The following is a 16,691-nucleotide window of genomic DNA, read 5'->3' on the forward strand; positions in this document are numbered from 1 at the left end:
GTGCTTAAGCGCGTTCCAGCGCCAGAGCCACGCCTTGACCGCCGCCGATGCACAGGGTCGCCAGACCCTTTTTCGCATCGCGCTTGATCATTTCGTGCAGCAGGGTCACCAGCACGCGGCAGCCCGATGCACCGATCGGGTGACCGAGAGCGATGGCGCCGCCGTTGACGTTGACCTTGTCCAGATCCCATTGCAGGTCTTTGGCTACTGCCAGGGATTGTGCGGCGAAGGCTTCGTTGGCTTCGATCAGGTCGAGCTGGCCGATGTTCCAGCCGGCCTTGTCCAGGCAGCGACGAGTGGCCGACACCGGGCCGATGCCCATGATCGCCGGGTCGACGCCCGCGTTGGCATAGGCGGCGATTTTCGCCAGCACCGGCAGGCCAAGGGCCTTGGCTTTTTCCGCGCTCATCAGAATGACCGCAGCCGCGCCGTCGTTCAGCGACGAAGCGTTGCCGGCAGTGACGCTGCCGTCCTTCTTGAACGCCGGGCGCAGTTTGGCCAGGGATTCGGCGGTGGTGTCGCCCCGTGGCTGCTCGTCGACCTTGAACGCCACCGGGTCGCCTTTGCGCTGCGGGATCAGGATCGGGGTGATTTCATCGACGAAGCGCCCGGCCTCGATGGCGGCAGCGGCTTTCTGTTGCGACGCGGCAGCGAAGGCGTCCTGCTGCTCGCGGCTGATCTGGTATTTCTCGACCAGATTCTCGGCGGTGATGCCCATGTGGTAGTCGTTGAACGCATCCCACAGGCCATCGCTGATCATGGTGTCGACGATTTGCGCGTGCCCCATGCGCAGACCGGTGCGGGCGCCCGGCATGACGTAATTGGCCAGGCTCATGTTTTCCTGACCGCCGGCGATGATCACGTCGGCGTCGCCGCAACGGATCGCCTGGGCACCGAGGTGCAGGGCCTTGAGGCCCGAGCCGCAGACCTTGTTCAGGGTCATGGCCGGCACGGCGTGGGGCAGGCCGGCCTTGATCGCCGCCTGGCGCGCCGGGTTCTGGCCGGCGCCGGCGGTCAGCACCTGACCCATGATCACTTCATCGACCTGGGCACCGTCCAGACCGGTCTGCTCCAGCAACTGACGGATGACCGCCGCGCCCAGATCCACGGCGGAGACGGTGGCCAGCGATCCCTGGAAACTGCCGATGGCGGTGCGCGTGGCGGCAACAATGACAACGTCTTGCATTTTCGAATTCCTCACTCGGCAGCGAACTGCATTTCCGGTACGTGATCCGGGACGACAAGTTTACCAGCGGTTTTGGCGACGATTTCCTCGACGCTGACGCCAGGTGCGCGTTCCTTGAGGACAAAAGCGCCATTTTCGATTTCCAGGTACGCAAGGTCGGTCAGGACGCGCTTGATGCAACCGGCGCCGGTCAGCGGCAGGCTGCACTGGTTCAGCAACTTGGACTCACCGTCCTTGGACGCGTGGGTCATGATGACGATGATGTTGTCGGCGCCGGCCACCAGGTCCATCGCGCCGCCCATGCCCTTGACCAGTTTGCCCGGGATCATCCACGAGGCGATGTTGCCTTGTACGTCCACTTCGAAGGCGCCCAGCACGGTCAGATCGACGTGACCGCCACGAATCATCGCGAAGGATTCGGCAGAGTTGAAGATCGATGCGCCGATGCGCGCGGTCACGGTCTGTTTGCCGGCGTTGATCATGTCGGCATCGATGGTGTCTTCGGTCGGGAACGGGCCCATGCCGAGCAGGCCGTTTTCCGATTGCAGCATGACTTCCATGCCTTCGGGGATGTAGTTGGCGACCAGGGTCGGAATGCCGATGCCCAGGTTCACGTAAAAGCCGTCCTGCATTTCGCGGGCGACGCGTTGAGCCATTTGTTCGCGGGTAAGTGCCATGTTCTTGTTCTCCGTCAGCCTGGATTATTTGCGGATGGTGCGTTGTTCGATGCGTTTTTCGAACGTGCCGCAAATGACCCGGTCGACGTAGATGCCGGGGGTGTGGATCTGCGACGGATCCAGTTCGCCGGGTTCGACGATTTCTTCGACTTCGACCACGGTGATCTTGCCCGCGGTGGCGGCCAGCGGGTTGAAGTTCTGCGCGGTGTGGCGGTAGATGACGTTGCCGAAGTGGTCGGCTTTCCAGCCTTTGACGATGGCGAAGTCGCCGGTGATGGATTCTTCCATCAGGTATTTGCGACCGTGGAACTCACGCACTTCCTTGCCTTCGGCGACCGGTGTGCCGACGCCGGTGGCGGTGAAGAAGGCCGGAATGCCGGCGCCGCCTGCGCGCATTTTTTCGGCGAGGGTGCCTTGCGGGGTCAGAACGACTTCGATGTCGCCCTTGAGCAGTTGCTCCTCGAACAGTTTGTTTTCGCCGACGTAGGAGGCGATCACCTTGCGGATCTGGCGATCGGTCAGCAGCACGCCGAGACCGAAGCCATCGACGCCGCAGTTGTTGGAAACGACGGTGAGGTCGCGGGTGCCCTTGCGCTTGATCTCGGCGATCAGGTTCTCCGGAATGCCGCACAGGCCGAAGCCCCCGGCGATCACGGTCATGCCGTCTTCAAGGCCCGCCATGGCTTCCTTGTAGGAATACACGCGCTTGTCGAAACCTGCCATATGCACCTCTTTTATTGTTTGTCGGGCGGCTGGCTAGCCGAATGACTGGAGTGTCTCGCTGCTGGATATATTTGTTAAGTTGATTTTTAAGGTTGATTGATTGATAAATCTCATCAAGTCTCTGATACGGAAGCATAGCGTTCATGACCATCAAGCAGATCCGCGCCTTTCTCGCCGTGGCCCAGAGCCTGAGTTTTGCCGTGGCCTGCGAGCGCCTGCACCTGTCGCAATCGGCGCTGAGCCTGACCATCAAGGCGCTGGAGGAGGGACTGGGCGGGCGCCTGTTCAGCCGCAACACGCGCAACGTGGCGCTGACGCCGGAAGGCGAATCGCTGCTGCCCCTGGCCCGGCGCCTGATCGCCGATTGGGACAACGCCGAAGATGAAATGCGCCAGCGCTTCAGCCTGCAACGCGGGCGAGTCACGCTGGCGGCAATGCCGTCGTTCGCCGGCAACCTGCTGCCGCCGATCCTCAAGACTTTCCGTGCGCGCTACCCGAACGTCAACGTCACGGTCAACGACGTCATCAACGAGCAGGTACTGGAAATGGTCCGTGATCGCCAGGTCGAACTCGGCGTGGCGTTCGAGCCGTTGCAGAACACCTCGTTGACCTTCACACCGCTTTACCGGGATCGCTTCGTCGCCGTGGTACCCCAGGATTCACCGTTGGCCCGGCGTACCGATGTCGACTGGCCGACCTTGCTCGAAGAACCCTTCATCACTCTGCAGCGACCGTCGACAGTGCGGGTGATGCTTGAGGAACACTTGCAGGCCCGAGGGATGAAACTGCCGGTGGAGTTTGAAAGCCATCAACTGGCGACTGTCGGGCGGATGGTGGCCAGCGGACTGGGTGTCAGCGCGGTGCCGGCCCTGTGCGCGGAGCAGATGCGCGAGCTGGGAGCGCACTGCCTGACCCTCCATGAGCCCGTGGTGGAGCGGGCGATTGGCGTGTTGACCGATTCCGGGAATGAATTGTCGACGGCGGCGCAGGCGCTTTTTGACATTCTCAAGGCTGAGCACTGAGGCGTTGAGCCAATGACGGCAGGATGTGTTCGCAGGACGCCTCGATCTTCATATCCAGCAGCTCATCCGCCCGGGTCTTGCCCAGATTGATTGCGATCAACGGCTTGCCCCGATCCGCAACCACCCGGCACAGGCGAAATGCCGAATACGCCATCAACGATGAGCCGACCACCAGCATTCCCCCCGCATTCTCCACTGCCGCCATGGCACGCGCCGCTGTCGGTTGGGCCACGTTCTCGCCAAAAAACACCACATCCGGCTTCATCCGTTCGCTTTCACAATACGGACAGTGCGGCACCTGGAAACGTGCCTCGAAAGCCGGATCGAGCAGGGTGTCGCCGTCCGGCGCCTGCACCGCATCGACGCCCGCCAGATACGGATTCTGTGTTTCCATCAAACGCTGGATCGAATCCCGCTCGCTGCGCCGGCCACAATCCAGGCACAGCACCCGGTGCAGGCTGCCGTGCAGTTCGATGACATCGTGACTGCCAGCCTGATCGTGCAAGGTATCCACGTTCTGGGTGATCAATCCGCCGATACGGCCCTGGCTTTGCAGGCTGGCCAGTGCCTCGTGGGCCGCATTCGGTTGAGCCTGGCGTACACGTGGCCAGCCGAGCATGGCCCGGGCCCAGTAGCGACGCCGCGACTCGGGCGCCGACAGAAACTCCTGATACATCATCGGCTGACGACCGCGGCGCACGCCGTTGGTGTCCCGGTAGTCGGGGATGCCCGACGCCGTGCTGATGCCGGCGCCGGTCAGCACTACGAAATCGCCGTCGGCCATGATCCGTTGCAGATAATCGAGATATTCGTCAGAAGGGTGGTCGAGCATGTTCGGTGTTCCGCAGGCTGCGAGTGCCTTGCAGGTTAGCACCGCCGGGCGCCTCTTGCGGGGCGCCCGGTGCCGACATTTATTTGCGTGCCTCCAGAATCAGGTTGAACGGTGTCTGCGTCGCCCGCCGGAACTGCTTGAAGCCGGCCTCATTGAACACCTTGCGCAAGCGCAGCTCACCGGCCTGTGCCCCGAGTCCCAGGCCCACTTCCTGGGACAGCGAGTTCGGCGTGCAGATGAACGTCGATGCCGCATAGAACAGGCGCCCGACCGGGTTGATGTTGTCGTCCAGGGTGTCGTTGGCAAACGGCTCGACCAACAGCACGGTGCCGTCGTCTTTCAGGCAATCGTAGGCATGCCGTGCTGCGCCGACCGGGTCGCCCATGTCGTGCAGGCAGTCGAAGTAGCAGATCAAGTCATAGTCATCGCCAGGAAAGCTTTTCGCCGTGCCCTGAAAAAACTTCGCCCGGCTGCTGACGCCGCCTTCTTCGGCGCGTTGGGTGGCGACACTTACCGAGGGCGCGTGATAGTCGAAACCGACGAAACGCGAGTTGGGATAGGCCTGGGCCATGATCACCGTGGAGGCGCCATGACCGCAGCCGACATCGGCGACCTTGGCGCCGTCTTCGAGTTTGGCCACCACGCCGTCCAGCGCCGGCAGCCATTCTGCAATCAAATGCCCTTTGTAGCCGGGGCGGAAGAACCGCTCGGTGCCGGTGAACATGCACGGATGGTGGTCGCCCCAGGGCAAAGCACCATTGCCGCGCATGGCTTTGACCAGTTTGTCCTTGTCGTGGAAAAACGACGCCACCACACCGAGCCCGCCGGCCACGTAGACCGGCGATTCGTCCTTGGCCAGGGCCATGGCCTGTTCTTCCGGCAAACGGAATTTGCCGTCCAGGTGTTCCATGTAGCCGGACGCCGCATGGGCGCTGAGCCATTCGCGCACCAGGCGGGTGTTGCAGGCGGTTTTTTCGGCGAGGGTTTCCGGGGAGATCGGCTGGCTGTCGGCCATGGCCTTATACAAGCCAAGTTCTTCGCCGACGATGACATTGGCCAGCATCGCTGCGCCGCCCATGTCGTTGACCAGTTTGCCCATGAACTCGTTGAGTCTGGCCTCGTCCATGTCATGTGCTCCTGTCAGGGATCACAGTCCGGTGATGATGGGGGTCGAGGCATTCACCACCGGGCGGTGGTCGTGGAAACGGGCAGGGCGCCGATGGCGTCTGCGGCCCCCTCGACTGGGTACTGATTGAGTCTAGTCGGTGTTGGTGCAGGCGAAAGCACGATAGGCGTACTTCCTTACACAACACGCAGACGTTGCCTACAACTTCGACGTGACGCTATCCCATATTCTGAGTCGACTTGGTCGAGGTAAAGACTTTTGAGTGCTGAAGTCTTTGTTTATCTGTGAAGTCCGAGGCTACCTCCTCGCGCAGCCTGATCGAATCCGTGAGAAATCATCCTCCGCTAGAAGCTGTGGACCTTGTCCTCTTGTCGGGTTACTCACCGATGGTGCTCGCGAGCCGAAGGGCAGAAATCAAAGTGATGCATTGGATGCAACGGAGAGCGAATTGACCGCCTACTTTCCCCCGCTGTGCATAGGCGGATTGACGTACAACCTTTCTCATCTCGAACCCTTTACTTTCACGATTCAGAGCCAATTGGCGAAGCGCGACTTACGCATACGCGTCACTTTTTCGAACCATTGTTTCAGCAAGGGATATGATCAAGCCTTGCATCCGGGAGGGGAGCCGATCCTGCTCGACCATTCCCGGCGGCAGCGTACCTTTTGCGCAATCCGCTATCGTCTTTCACTGTCACTGCCGCCAGTGATCAAGGGATTGAACCATCCCCAGGCGAAAGTTCGTGAAACGGCAGCGATGCGAAATTGGGCGTACTCCGTCATGATTGAGGATCCGGTCGGGCCCTACCATGTCTTTTTTGAGTTACGTCGCGCTGCCGAAGAAAAGCCGCAAGATCTCAATCTGGTCGTGGAGAGCGCCTACCACCAAGCTGAAAAGCCGCCCAGGCTGTTCGGGAAAATGGGATTTATGCTGCTGGCGGTAAGGTCTATCTTCTTCAACCAACCTCCACCAAACGCTGATAGCAGAAACGAAAAAAGGCGCCAAAGGCGCCTTTTTTCGATTCGGTAAAGCAGATCCAGATACCACTTGCGAACCGCCTTGCGCGGTTACAGCTCTCGCTGCCGGGAAGCGCTCAATCTCATCTGGTCAGTCGCTTCGATGGAGGCAAAGCTAACGAAAACTGGCGAACTCGTCAATGAATTCGTAACTCGCCGTTCACGAATAGGGCAGCGGGATCTGTATCCCATTATGTACAGGCTCGCCGCCGATACAAAACTCGTCAATTCCCGCGCATCGCCCACACAGCCGCGATACACCCTCCGGTTTAACTAAACCTGTCAGTCGCCACTTCCGGCGTCTCCTCAGCAGAGGTCTTGCCCATGCAACTTACCCACCCCACCTTGCAGGCCAGCGTCGGGCTCGGCCTGCGTCGCGGCCTGATGAAAGACCTGCAGGCCGCTCGCGCCGGCGATTTCGACTTTCTCGAAGTCGCCCCGGAAAACTGGATCGGCGTCGGCGGTGCCCACGGCGCCGCGCTGCGCGAACTGGCCGAGCGATATCCGTTGTCCTGCCACGGGCTGTCGTTGTCGCTCGGTGGCTCGGCGCCGCTGGACGTGGGCTTTCTGCGGGAAGTGCGGACCTTTCTCGATCATCACAAAGTGCCGCTGTACAGCGAACACCTGAGCTATTGCAGTGACGACGGTCATCTCTACGACCTGCTGCCGTTGCCGTTCACCGAAGAGGCGGTGCACCACGTCGCCGCGCGGATTCGTCAGGCCCAGGACATCCTCGGTCGGCGACTGGCAGTGGAAAACGTTTCCTATTACGCCGCCCCCCGGCAGGACATGGACGAGGTGACCTTCACCAACGCCGTACTGCGTGAGGCCGATTGCGATCTGCTGCTGGACGTGAATAACGTCTACGTCAATTCGATCAACCACGGTTTCGACCCGCAGACGTTTCTGGCCGGGATCGAATCGGGTCGGGTGGTCGGGATGCATGTGGCGGGGCACTTCGATGAGTCCGACACGCTGAAGATCGACACCCACGGCGCTTCGGTGAAACCGGTGGTCTGGTCGTTGCTGGCCGACGCTTATGGCCGATTCGGCGTGCAGCCGACCTTGCTGGAGCGTGATTTCAATTTCCCGGCGTTTTCTGAACTGGTGTCTGAGCTGCAAACCATCCGCCGCCTGCAAACCGAAGGAGGCCCGCGTGGATAATCTTCTGCTGCAACAACAGGCGTTGACCCGCTACCTGCGCGATCCTGACCACGAAACGCCGCCGGCTGACATGGACGCGAGGCGAGTCAATGTCTATCGCGATTTGGTGTTCAACAACGTCTCGCAACTGCTGGGCGGTACGTTTCCGGTGCTGATCCGGATTATCGGCCAGGAACGCTGGCGCACATTGATTCGTGGCTTCCTGCGGGACTACCGCGCGCAGACGCCGAAATTCGGTGAGATCGCCGAGGAGTTTGTCGGTTACCTCGCCTTGGAACCGACCGTGTTGAGCGCGGGCGAGTGGCCGGCGTTTCTCGTGGAACTGGCGCACTACGAATGGGTAGAAATGGTGTTGCAGCAGTCCGACGCCGAAGCCTTGCCTGCGAGTGATCCGGCGCAGTTGCTGGAGCGGCCATTGCAGGTTTCGGCACTGGCCTGGCCGTTGGCGTACACCTGGCCGGTGCAGATGCTCGGGCCGGATCATCAACCGGCCACGCCGCCGGCCCAGCCGACGCTTTTGCTGGTGCGGCGCACGACGGACTGGAGCGTGAAATTTTCCGAGCTGAGCCCGCTGGCGTGGCGGTTGCTGCAACGGATCGAGGCGTTTCCTGCGCTTAACGGTCGCGAGCAACTGCAAGGGTTGGCGCTGGAGGCGGGGTTGCCGGGAACGGTGTCATTCGTGGACAGCGGGCTGGCGTTGTTGCAGCAACTGCATGAGGACGGGGTGATCGGCATTGTTTGAGTCAATCGTGAGGTTTAAGCCAGCGAGGAGGATCGGGATGGAGGCGATAGAAGTGACGAAGTTGTGTCATGTCCTTTTCGAACCAGTCGTCCAGCCATTGGCTGTATTGCCGCTGAGCTGACGATTGCACGGAGGGTTGCCCGAGGCAGTCGCACACCGCCTGTGCGGCTTGCATACCGCTCATCAAGGCCTTGAGCACGCCATGCGAACAAGCCGGGTCGAGCTGACTGGCCGCGTCGCCGACCATGTAATAGCCGCCACCGGCTACTGCCGTACTGATGCGCCACGTTACATCGGCGCCGTGGATGGCGCCCTGCGTGGGCAAGTGTTGCAGCGGTTCGGGAACGGACGGGGAGCGCGGGTCTGGCGCGTCGAATGCCAGATGCGTCCAGTGCGTCAGTTGCGCCTGCACTTTTGCTATCCACGTCCATCCATTGGGGCCCGCCGATAAATGCGGTGCGTGCTCATAACCGTTTGGACATCCCCGGACATAACCGTAGCGGGCAATGAGACGTGGTGAACAGCGGTGGATGGTGAGTCCCAACTGTCGATGCAACCAGGCGGATGCACCGCTGGCATCGATCACATAGTCGGCGTGCAACGGGCCTGAATCGGTTCGCACGCCGGTCACGCGGTTTTTTTCGCTGAGGACTGCGAGTGCGCGACACGGCTGATGCACCGTCACTCCGAGCGTTGCGGCGTGCTGTAATAACGTCGTGTCCAGTGTTGCCCGGGGGAATCTGAAAGCCTCTCCACGGACCCTTGTCGTCACTACCAAAACCGTTGAAGCGCAACGGTTCGTTCCATTGCACCCAGTACCCGCTGAAACGCAACGCATCCTGCGCACACAGTTGCCCGGCAACGCCCAACTGCTGCAACACAGGTTCGACGCCTGGATGCAGGCTTTCACCGGGGCGAAATCGCGGGAAGTCATGACGCTCGATCAATACCACTCGCAGGCCACGCTGCGCGCAGCTGATCGCCGCCGCAGACCCTGCCGGACCGCCGCCGATTACCACGACGTCAAAGGGCTTCAAGGGCGAGTTGCCACGTAGCATTTTCGTGTTTGACCAGTATCGCCTCGGCGCTGACAAACAATCGCACTTGTTGCTTGACCTGCACATCCCTCCATCTGAAGTCCTCGGCAGGAGTGCTTTCGGTTCCACGTTCGTACATCAGGAAGCGAAAGACCCACCCGCGCAACGCTATGCCGACCTGCTGTTGCGCCGAGTCAAGTTCCGGATCGAGGCGCTGTACGTGGCGGAAGGACAGCAACGGCCACGTATTACGCAAGGTCTTGTCGGTTCCCGCGCCGAGTACGTTGTACACCCGGTACATCGAGAGCACGCGGTTCTGGTATTCCTGCTGGGTGATTGCGCCGGTCTGCTGCAGGGAGAATCTGTTTTCAAGGGCGACTTGTGTGTAATCGCTGTATTCGTAGGCGCGATAGCGGACGAACATCCGACCCTGATTCTGGATCAGTTGCGGGGGTGGCTGGTTGTCCCAGGCAACGGCGCCTGTTCCGGTTTCCGCATCGGTCAACGGGATGATGGTGTGCAGGCTGGCGCGGGGCTCGAAAATGCGAGCAGAATCGGGCGCCAGGCCCGGCCAGAAAGAGCCCAGCGCAGCGCAGATTCTGGCGTCCTCGGGAAACGGACTGGCCATTTGGTAACCGGCCAGGCAGTTGATCCAGTTGCCGTCCGGGCTTTGCTCACGAACCCATCCTACCCCCCACCCGGGGCCGAAAAGTCCGGCTTCGCCGTCCGGCAATGTGGCAGGGCGATCTATGCCGACAGGGTGCGTGCCTGCCAACGGCGGTGAGCCGGGCTTGCGCGGTAAGCCGACTATCGCGGTGACTCCCAGATCCTCCGGGGAGAACGGTTGCCCCGTGAGTGTCAGGTTGGCGCAATAACGCACATTCGATAACGCCTGCAGTCGGGCATGCCAGATGTTCGGGTCGGTAAAGGCTGGCACCTGCCTGGCCCAGTGCATCAGGCGGCGCGGGTGGCAAAACGGAAAAAAATCCGGGGTGGCAATGATCGAATAGGCAGAAATCGATGGCAGGTGCTCAAGCGACATACAGTGTGCGCGGATGTAGCCGTCGGCCGTGCCGTCCCGATAGTGCAGGGCGCGATATCCGCCTTGCTTCACCAACTCGGCAACACCCTCGCGCTGGTTCAGATCTTCGATGGTGCCATCGTCGTGGAGCATTGACCGACCGTGGATCATGCCTCCCGAGTCCCTGGGCATCGTGAACGACAACAACTGGCCCCGGTAATGGGTCTGCTCGACGAGCCGGGGAGTGGGCCGGGGCAGCAGCAGGCCCGAGCCCGATCCGGGTTCCACCTCCAGCGTTGCCAGATCCTCGGTGATGACAAAGGGCGATTGGGAGATATCCGGCTCTTGCCAGCCCGATCCGCTGTGGCGCAGATGGATATGGCGAATCTTTTCATTGATCTGAACGTCCTGGAAACTGACGTTCAGATCCTGTCCCGCAAGGCATTCCCTGCCATCGAACAGCTTGTAAATCGGCACCCAGAATTGCGTTGCGGGATCGACGTCCGGTTGAAAATCCATCGGTCCGAACTGCTCGTGATTCCCTTGGCCTTGCACGGCGATATAGGCGCTGTAACGCACCGGCATGATGCGAATGCCATGGGCGTCCTTCTCGACAAACGGCAGGAAACAGCGCAGATCGGGGGAGTACAGGGCGTTGGTATTGCCCACTCGAGCAATTCCAGTACGCGAGTAACACAGATCGGCGTGCTCACCATGCACCGTGTCGGGGGCGCAACGGTACTCGCTGGCAAACACTGCCACGGCCAGCAATTCGCCCTGGGCTTGTCGCTGCAAATCCTTGAGCGTGGGCGGACGGACGCCGAAAACATAGTTCAGCACTGCCTCGACTTCGGCGGGGGTTGGATAGGTTTGCAAAGGCTGACCGCTCGCGTCGCACGTGACCCGAGGTGACGCCAGCGCATGGAACAGCAGGCTGTGAGCGGGCCGGGACGGTTCGATCGCCCGGTTGCCGGTCGGGCAGAAATCCTCGAAACCGGGAACTGACCGGTCGATGCGCAGCGGTTTGAGCAGTTCGGACTTGAGCGGCACCGCGAGAATATCCAGACCATGCGCCAGCATCAGCGAATGCCAACCGCCTGGAGCCAGTCGTTGACAGATTTGGGTGACGGCATCGAGCAGACTCATGGACCCTCCACAAAGCAGCTGTACGGGATGCCATCGCACATGAATTAGCTTACGGTGACGACTGTCAGAAATACCAGTTGCGACCAACGGTGGTCAGCAGCGGTGCGGGCAGCGAAACGATAACGTTCGATACCCTGCACTGACAGTCGGCAATTTCCGGGCAGTTTGTAACTTTCGTCCTGGCGAGATGTCGTCCCGCACACCCGTTGGCTCGGCGCTGTTTAAACGGCCGTCACGAATGAAGCGGCAACTTGAGCTCCGCACACAACCCGCCACCGTCGCGATTGCTCAGCGTCAGCGAACCACCCAGCGCCATCGCCAGTTGCTGGGCAATCGCCAGCCCCAGCCCGGTTCCGCCGGTGCTGCGGTTGCGCGAATTCTCCACGCGATAGAACGGCTCCATCACCTGGGCCAGTTCTTCTTCGGCGATGCCCGGCCCGCGATCCATGACCTTGATCGAAAGGCCGGTCTTCTCTCGCTGGATCAGCAGCTCTGCGGCACCGGCAAATTTCAGCGCATTGTCGGTCAGGTTCACCAGCACCCGGCGCAGGGCGTGGGGGCGGGTGTCGATGACCGCTTCGCTCTTGCCGCTCAACTGCACTTGCTTGCCCATGTCCTGGTAGTCGAACACCAGACTGTCGAGGAACGAATCGAGGTTGGTGCGCCGGCTTTCTTCGGTCGCGCCGTGGATGCTGCGGGCGTAGGCCACGCCTTCACGCACCAGATGCTCCATCTCGCCGAGGTCGTTCCACAGTTTGTCCTTTTCCGCCGAATCGTCCATGAACTCCGCGCGCAGCTTCATTCGGGTGATCGGGGTTTGCAGGTCATGGGAAATTGCCGCCAGCAACTGCATGCGCTCCTTCAGGTACGCGGCGATGCGTGCCTGCATGGTGTTGAACGCACGGGCGGCGTAGACCACTTCGTTCGGACCCTGCTCATCCAGATTGATCGGATGGGCGTTGGGGTCGAGGGTTTCCACCGCATTGGCCAACCGGGTCAGCGGGCGGATGGCGATGCGCACCGCCAGCCAGGTACAGGCAATCATCAGCGCCAGTTGCCCGAGCAGCACCACCGGTAGCCAGGGTGACAGCGGCACCATCGACGGTCGTACATCGATGGTCACCGGGCTGCCGTCGCTCAGGCGCAGATGGCCCTGAAAGTGCTTTTTCGGCCCGGGAATGTCGGTGAAGGTCAGCGGATAGTTTTCGCCGATGGCGTCGGTGATCGAGGTGACCGCAATCGGCACTTCACCCGCATTGATCGGCGTACCCGGTTCGCCTTCGCTCAGCAGGTAGCCGTAGTTGGGCCGGGCCAGGCGTTCGAGCCATTGCGGGCGCTCGGCTGCGGGCAGGCGATCGAGGATCGCGATCGAGGTCGACACGTCGGTTTCCAGATTGCCCAGCATGGTGTTCTTTGCGCTTTCATAGCGCTCGTAATACTGAGCACCGAATGAAAGCGCCTGGGCGAGGATCAGGCCGATCAGGAAAATCAGCGACAGCCGCGAGGCGAGGGTGCGCGGCCAGTGCAGCGCGATCTTCATGCCGGGGCTCCGAGGATTTCCACCGGCAGCGAAAACACGTAACCCTCGCTGCGCACGGTCTTGATGTAGGCCGGTTCGCGGGCATCATCGAGCAGTCGCTGGCGCAGCCGGCTGACCAGCAGATCGATGGAGCGGTCGAACAGATCGGCGTCGCGGCCCTGGGTCAGGTTGAGCAACTGATCGCGGCTCAACACCCGCTGCGGATGATCGAGGAATACCCGCAACAGGCGGTATTCCGCACCGCTCAGGGCGACCATGGTGCCATCGCTGTCCAGCAGGTGCCGGGCCGAGGTGTCGAGCTGCCAGCGACCGAAGGCCAGCAAGCGGCCGCTTTCGGTGACCACCAGATTGGGCGGCAGCATTCGCGTGCGGCGCAGCACGGCGTTGATCCGCGCCAGCAGTTCGCGGGCGGCGAAGGGTTTGGTCAGGTAATCGTCGGCGCCCATTTCCAGGCCGATGATGCGATCGGTCTCATCGTTGCGTGCGGTGAGCATCAAGACCGGCGTGGCCTTGTGTTTGCCGGCGCGCAATTCGCGGCACAGCAGCAGGCCGTCATCGCCGGGCATCATGATGTCGAGCACGATCAGGTCGACGGTGTTGGCTTCCAGAAAACTGCGCATCTGCCGGCCATCGGCGACCACGGTGGTGCGCAGGCCATTCTTTTTCAGGTAGTTGCCAACCAGTTCGCGAATCTCTCGGTCGTCGTCGACGATGAGAATGTGATCGACATGATCCATGGAGCCAAACCTCTATCAAGTGGGGGAATGTCTCGCAGTCTATAGAGCCCGTACCAGCTCGCCTGCCTGCCTTTGTATTGCAGTGTATCTGCCGCGATGGCTGATACATGTGGACGCAAAATCACGATTTTTTCCGGGTTTTGTATCGCTGTGTATCCCCCGGCGGGCGAGATACGTAGCGATTTATACCGGCCGTTTTCCGACACAGACGGGATACCTCGCGAGCTTTAAATGAGCTCCATCGAGGCACACCACAGCGCCTCGGCTCAAACAACCGACGACCCATTGAAGCCTTGAGGAAAACGCCATGACTCACAAATCCGCAATCGCCGCCTGCCTGTTTGCCGCTCTGAACATCTGCACCCTGTCGGCCCGCGCCGAAGCAGCTGCCCCGCAAACCTACACCTACGGCACGCATCTGGATATCCAGAAAGTGATCTCGATGAAAGAAGACAAATCGATGACCTGCGGCATCGTCGACGCCCGCATGACCTACCTCGATTCGGCCGGTCAGACCCGCGTGCTCGATTACAGCAAATTCGCCGACGGCTGCAACAACGAAAACTGATTGCCCACTTCCATCAAAGGACTCTCGCCATGATCAACGTATCTCGCTTTCTGACCGCTGTTGCTTTCTCCTTCGCCGGCGTCGCCGCCCATGCCAACGCCGCCGTCGAACAGAACACCTGTGGCAGCAGCACTTGCTTTCAACTGGCCCCGGTGGCCAAGCCGGGCCACGATGGCCTGATGGCCTCCGACGGCTCCAGCCGTACGCCGCAAGGACAAATGGTGGCTGCCGATGGTGCCAGCCACACGCCGCAAGCGCAGATGGTCGCGGCAGACGGCTCAAGCCATACACCGCAAGGGCAGATGGTTGCCGAAAATGGCGCCAGCCGGGCCCCGCAGAGCCAATGGCTGGACAGCCAGACGGCTTGAACCGCAAAGGTGTCCGCCGGTGAACGGCAGACACCTCTTTGATCGGCAGACCGCCCACATTTCAAAAGGTGAACCCCATGTTCCTCATCGCTTTCCTGGGCGGTCTGTTGACTGTCCTCAGTCCCTGCATCCTGCCGGTGGTGCCGTTTCTGTTTGCCGGCGCCGACCGCTCGCGTTCCTCGATCCTGCTGACCCTCGGCGGCATGGCCCTGACCTTCGCTCTGATCTCCAGTCTCGCCGTGGTCAGCAGCGAGTGGGTGATTCAGGCCAACAATACTGGCCGTCATGTCGCGCTGATCGTGATGGTGCTGTTTGCGCTGTCGCTGATCTCTGCCCGTATAGGTGACTGGCTGGCACGTCCGTTCGTGTTGCTCGGCAATCGCCTGGGTCCGGACACCCGCAAGAAGGCCGGCCCCATGGCTCCGGTCATGATCGGCGTGGCCACCGGTCTGTTGTGGGCGCCATGCGCCGGGCCGATTCTCGGGGTGATCCTCACCGGTGCAATGTTGCAGGGCGCCAGCGCCCAGACCAGCCTGCTGTTGCTGGCTTACGGCGCGGGCAGTGCGCTGTCGCTCGGGACGCTGATCTTTGCCGGTCGCGGCCTGGTCAACCGGTTGAAACCGTCGATTCCTTTCACCGGCTGGTTCCGCCGTGGCGCAGGTGTCGCCGTGCTGGCGGCGGCGGTGGTGATTTCCACCGGGGCCGATCGGAGCCTGCTGGCCGGCACATCGTCCGAAGGCGTCGCCAGTGTCGAGAAAAACGTACTGGAAAACGCGCCGAAAGTGATCGACTACTTCATCAGCAAAGTGCGGGCGGACTCGACTTCGGACGAGCAGAGTAAAGGCACGATGCCGTCGCTGGCCGGCGCGGTGCAATGGCTGAACTCACCGGAGCTGAACGCTCAATCGCTGCGCGGCAAAGTGGTGCTGGTGGACTTCTGGACCTACGACTGCATCAACTGCCAGCACACGCTGCCCTATGTGAAAGCATGGGAGAAGAAGTACGGCAAGGACGGCTTCGTGGTGATTGGCGTCCACACCCCGGAATACGGCTACGAGCGTATCATCGACAACGTCAAGGATCAGGTGAGGAAGCTCGGCATTACCTATCCGGTGGCCATCGACAACAACTACGCGATCTGGCGTAACTTCGACAACCAGTACTGGCCGGCGCATTACCTGATCGATGCCAAGGGGCAAGTGCGTTACACCCACTTCGGCGAGGGGCGCTATGACGCTCAGGAGCAGATGATTCAACAACTGCTCAAGGAGGCCAAGGCACCTTCTGCGTGAACCTGATCGATGACGGCCCGGCGACGAATGTCCCGGGCCTTTTTCGTTGGCCGGAAATCTGTTTCGAGTGCTTTACAAAATCCCGCCATTCATCGGTGAAGTCCCGGTTTACGGGGCTCTCCAGACGATCGGCAGGGACGGCGCACAGTCTCGGGACGATAGTGAAAGAGCAGGGCTGTATCCGCCCTGTCACTGATAAAAAGAAAGCGAGGTTGCCATGCCGAAATTCGTGATTGAACGCGAGATTCCAGGAGCCGGAAACCTTTCGGAGCAAGAACTCAAGGCGGTATCGCAAACGTCCTGTCAGGTGTTGCGCGAACTCGGACCACAGGTGCAGTGGCTGCAGAGTTATGTCACCGCCGACAAGATCTACTGCGTGTACATCGCCCCTGATGAGGAGCAGGTGCGCGAGCACGCGCGGCTGGGCGGGTTTCCGGCCAACAGCGTATCCCGGGTGATGAGCGTCATCGACCCGACGACCGCCGAGTGACGC

At 61.2% G+C, this 16,691-nt stretch carries 16 protein-coding genes and 2 pseudogenes; 8 read left to right on the plus strand and 10 right to left on the minus strand.

The features are described 5' to 3' along the window. Positions 1–4: 4 nt before the first annotated feature. Genes NWV16_RS11155 through NWV16_RS11165 form a run of 3 tightly spaced genes read right to left on the minus strand, consistent with a single transcriptional unit; the run spans position 5 to position 2,586 of the window. Positions 5–1,186: an acetyl-CoA C-acetyltransferase gene (locus NWV16_RS11155; RefSeq protein WP_065260382.1), complete on the minus strand. Its 1,182-nt coding sequence runs from the start codon at positions 1,184–1,186 to the stop codon at positions 5–7. A gap of 11 nt (positions 1,187–1,197) precedes the next feature. After that, positions 1,198–1,863 (minus strand): CoA transferase subunit B, encoded by a 666-nt coding sequence (locus tag NWV16_RS11160; protein WP_260523053.1) that lies wholly within the window; start codon positions 1,861–1,863, stop codon positions 1,198–1,200. Between the two features lie 24 nt (positions 1,864–1,887). Then, positions 1,888–2,586, minus strand: coding sequence for a CoA transferase subunit A (locus tag NWV16_RS11165; protein WP_260523054.1), 699 nt, complete (start codon positions 2,584–2,586; stop codon positions 1,888–1,890). 143 nt (positions 2,587–2,729) lie between these two features. Between NWV16_RS11165 and NWV16_RS11170 the strand changes: the two genes are divergently transcribed. Continuing rightward, entirely contained in the window at positions 2,730–3,608 is an 879-nt protein-coding gene (locus NWV16_RS11170; protein WP_260523055.1) for a LysR family transcriptional regulator, read from the plus strand. Here the strand turns inward: NWV16_RS11170 and NWV16_RS11175 are convergent. Then, positions 3,592–4,440 (minus strand): NAD-dependent protein deacetylase, encoded by an 849-nt coding sequence (locus NWV16_RS11175; protein ID WP_260523056.1) that lies wholly within the window; start codon positions 4,438–4,440, stop codon positions 3,592–3,594. The two genes, NWV16_RS11170 and NWV16_RS11175, sit on opposite strands and share 17 nt — an antisense overlap. Before the next feature lie 79 nt (positions 4,441–4,519). Beyond that, positions 4,520–5,566 carry a class I SAM-dependent methyltransferase gene (locus NWV16_RS11180; RefSeq protein WP_065260378.1) on the minus strand — a complete coding sequence of 349 codons (1,047 nt, stop codon included), beginning with the start codon at positions 5,564–5,566 and terminating at the stop codon, positions 4,520–4,522. A gap of 448 nt (positions 5,567–6,014) precedes the next feature. Between NWV16_RS11180 and NWV16_RS11185 the strand changes: the two are divergent. The 3 genes and pseudogenes from NWV16_RS11185 to NWV16_RS11195 all read left to right on the plus strand — a co-directional run bounded on the left by NWV16_RS11185 (position 6,015) and on the right by NWV16_RS11195 (position 8,489). After that, positions 6,015–6,547: pseudogene (locus NWV16_RS11185) on the plus strand (hypothetical protein). A gap of 360 nt (positions 6,548–6,907) precedes the next feature. Further along, positions 6,908–7,747 (plus strand): DUF692 domain-containing protein, encoded by an 840-nt coding sequence (locus NWV16_RS11190; protein WP_260523057.1) that lies wholly within the window; start codon positions 6,908–6,910, stop codon positions 7,745–7,747. Further along, positions 7,740–8,489 (plus strand): DUF2063 domain-containing protein, encoded by a 750-nt coding sequence (locus NWV16_RS11195; protein ID WP_260523058.1) that lies wholly within the window; start codon positions 7,740–7,742, stop codon positions 8,487–8,489. The genes NWV16_RS11190 and NWV16_RS11195 overlap by 8 nt, the downstream gene beginning before the upstream one ends. 1 nt (position 8,490) lies before the next feature. Here NWV16_RS11195 and NWV16_RS11200 read toward each other — a convergent pair whose 3' ends face one another. The 5 genes and pseudogenes from NWV16_RS11200 to NWV16_RS11220 all read right to left on the minus strand — a co-directional run bounded on the left by NWV16_RS11200 (position 8,491) and on the right by NWV16_RS11220 (position 13,970). Next, positions 8,491–9,423 (minus strand): tryptophan 7-halogenase, encoded by a 933-nt coding sequence (locus NWV16_RS11200; RefSeq protein ID WP_312846927.1) that lies wholly within the window; start codon positions 9,421–9,423, stop codon positions 8,491–8,493. After that, positions 9,347–9,613: pseudogene (locus NWV16_RS11205) on the minus strand (FAD-dependent oxidoreductase); the annotation flags it as partial. The pseudogene NWV16_RS11205 and the gene NWV16_RS11200, both read right to left, overlap by 77 nt. Then, entirely contained in the window at positions 9,513–11,693 is a 2,181-nt protein-coding gene (locus NWV16_RS11210) for a hypothetical protein (protein WP_260523060.1), read from the minus strand. The gene NWV16_RS11210 and the pseudogene NWV16_RS11205, both read right to left, overlap by 101 nt. Positions 11,694–11,925: 232 nt before the next feature. After that, on the minus strand, positions 11,926–13,233 hold the full coding sequence (locus NWV16_RS11215) for an ATP-binding protein (RefSeq protein ID WP_260523061.1): 1,308 nt from the start codon (positions 13,231–13,233) through the stop codon (positions 11,926–11,928). Further along, positions 13,230–13,970, minus strand: coding sequence for a response regulator (locus NWV16_RS11220; RefSeq protein WP_065260374.1), 741 nt, complete (start codon positions 13,968–13,970; stop codon positions 13,230–13,232). The genes NWV16_RS11215 and NWV16_RS11220 overlap by 4 nt, the downstream gene beginning before the upstream one ends. A gap of 307 nt (positions 13,971–14,277) precedes the next feature. On the opposite strand from NWV16_RS11220, the gene NWV16_RS11225 reads away from it, so the two are divergent. From NWV16_RS11225 to NWV16_RS11240, 4 genes are all read left to right on the plus strand, one after another. Further along, positions 14,278–14,538 carry a DUF2790 domain-containing protein gene (locus tag NWV16_RS11225; RefSeq protein WP_065260373.1) on the plus strand — a complete coding sequence of 87 codons (261 nt, stop codon included), beginning with the start codon at positions 14,278–14,280 and terminating at the stop codon, positions 14,536–14,538. A 29-nt stretch (positions 14,539–14,567) separates the two neighbouring features. Further along, positions 14,568–14,906, plus strand: a complete 339-nt coding sequence (locus NWV16_RS11230) for a hypothetical protein (RefSeq protein ID WP_260523062.1) — start codon at positions 14,568–14,570, stop codon at positions 14,904–14,906. A 77-nt stretch (positions 14,907–14,983) separates the two neighbouring features. Then, complete coding sequence (locus NWV16_RS11235) at positions 14,984–16,198, plus strand: cytochrome c biogenesis protein DipZ (protein WP_260523063.1); 1,215 nt, start codon at positions 14,984–14,986, stop codon at positions 16,196–16,198. Positions 16,199–16,415: 217 nt separating this feature from the next. After that, positions 16,416–16,688, plus strand: a complete 273-nt coding sequence (locus tag NWV16_RS11240; protein WP_065260370.1) for a DUF4242 domain-containing protein — start codon at positions 16,416–16,418, stop codon at positions 16,686–16,688. Positions 16,689–16,691 lie beyond the last annotated feature (3 nt).

The sequence above is a fragment of the Pseudomonas sp. BW7P1 genome (assembly GCF_024981055.1).
In the GTDB taxonomy this organism is placed as follows: Bacteria; Pseudomonadota; Gammaproteobacteria; order Pseudomonadales; family Pseudomonadaceae; genus Aquipseudomonas; species Aquipseudomonas bananamidigenes.

Coding starts and splice junctions, on each gene's coding strand:
- NWV16_RS11175 (WP_260523056.1), bottom strand. CDS start 4,440: ATGCTCGACCACCCTTCTGACGAATATCTCGATTATCTGCAACGGATC.
- NWV16_RS11190 (WP_260523057.1), top strand. CDS start 6,908: ATGCAACTTACCCACCCCACCTTGCAGGCCAGCGTCGGGCTCGGCCTG.
- NWV16_RS11155 (WP_065260382.1), bottom strand. CDS start 1,186: ATGCAAGACGTTGTCATTGTTGCCGCCACGCGCACCGCCATCGGCAGT.
- NWV16_RS11180 (WP_065260378.1), bottom strand. CDS start 5,566: ATGGACGAGGCCAGACTCAACGAGTTCATGGGCAAACTGGTCAACGAC.
- NWV16_RS11240 (WP_065260370.1), top strand. CDS start 16,416: ATGCCGAAATTCGTGATTGAACGCGAGATTCCAGGAGCCGGAAACCTT.
- NWV16_RS11225 (WP_065260373.1), top strand. CDS start 14,278: ATGACTCACAAATCCGCAATCGCCGCCTGCCTGTTTGCCGCTCTGAAC.
- NWV16_RS11160 (WP_260523053.1), bottom strand. CDS start 1,863: ATGGCACTTACCCGCGAACAAATGGCTCAACGCGTCGCCCGCGAAATG.
- NWV16_RS11170 (WP_260523055.1), top strand. CDS start 2,730: ATGACCATCAAGCAGATCCGCGCCTTTCTCGCCGTGGCCCAGAGCCTG.
- NWV16_RS11215 (WP_260523061.1), bottom strand. CDS start 13,233: ATGAAGATCGCGCTGCACTGGCCGCGCACCCTCGCCTCGCGGCTGTCG.
- NWV16_RS11220 (WP_065260374.1), bottom strand. CDS start 13,970: ATGGATCATGTCGATCACATTCTCATCGTCGACGACGACCGAGAGATT.
- NWV16_RS11210 (WP_260523060.1), bottom strand. CDS start 11,693: ATGAGTCTGCTCGATGCCGTCACCCAAATCTGTCAACGACTGGCTCCA.
- NWV16_RS11230 (WP_260523062.1), top strand. CDS start 14,568: ATGATCAACGTATCTCGCTTTCTGACCGCTGTTGCTTTCTCCTTCGCC.
- NWV16_RS11165 (WP_260523054.1), bottom strand. CDS start 2,586: ATGGCAGGTTTCGACAAGCGCGTGTATTCCTACAAGGAAGCCATGGCG.
- NWV16_RS11235 (WP_260523063.1), top strand. CDS start 14,984: ATGTTCCTCATCGCTTTCCTGGGCGGTCTGTTGACTGTCCTCAGTCCC.
- NWV16_RS11200 (WP_312846927.1), bottom strand. CDS start 9,423: ATGACTTCCCGCGATTTCGCCCCGGTGAAAGCCTGCATCCAGGCGTCG.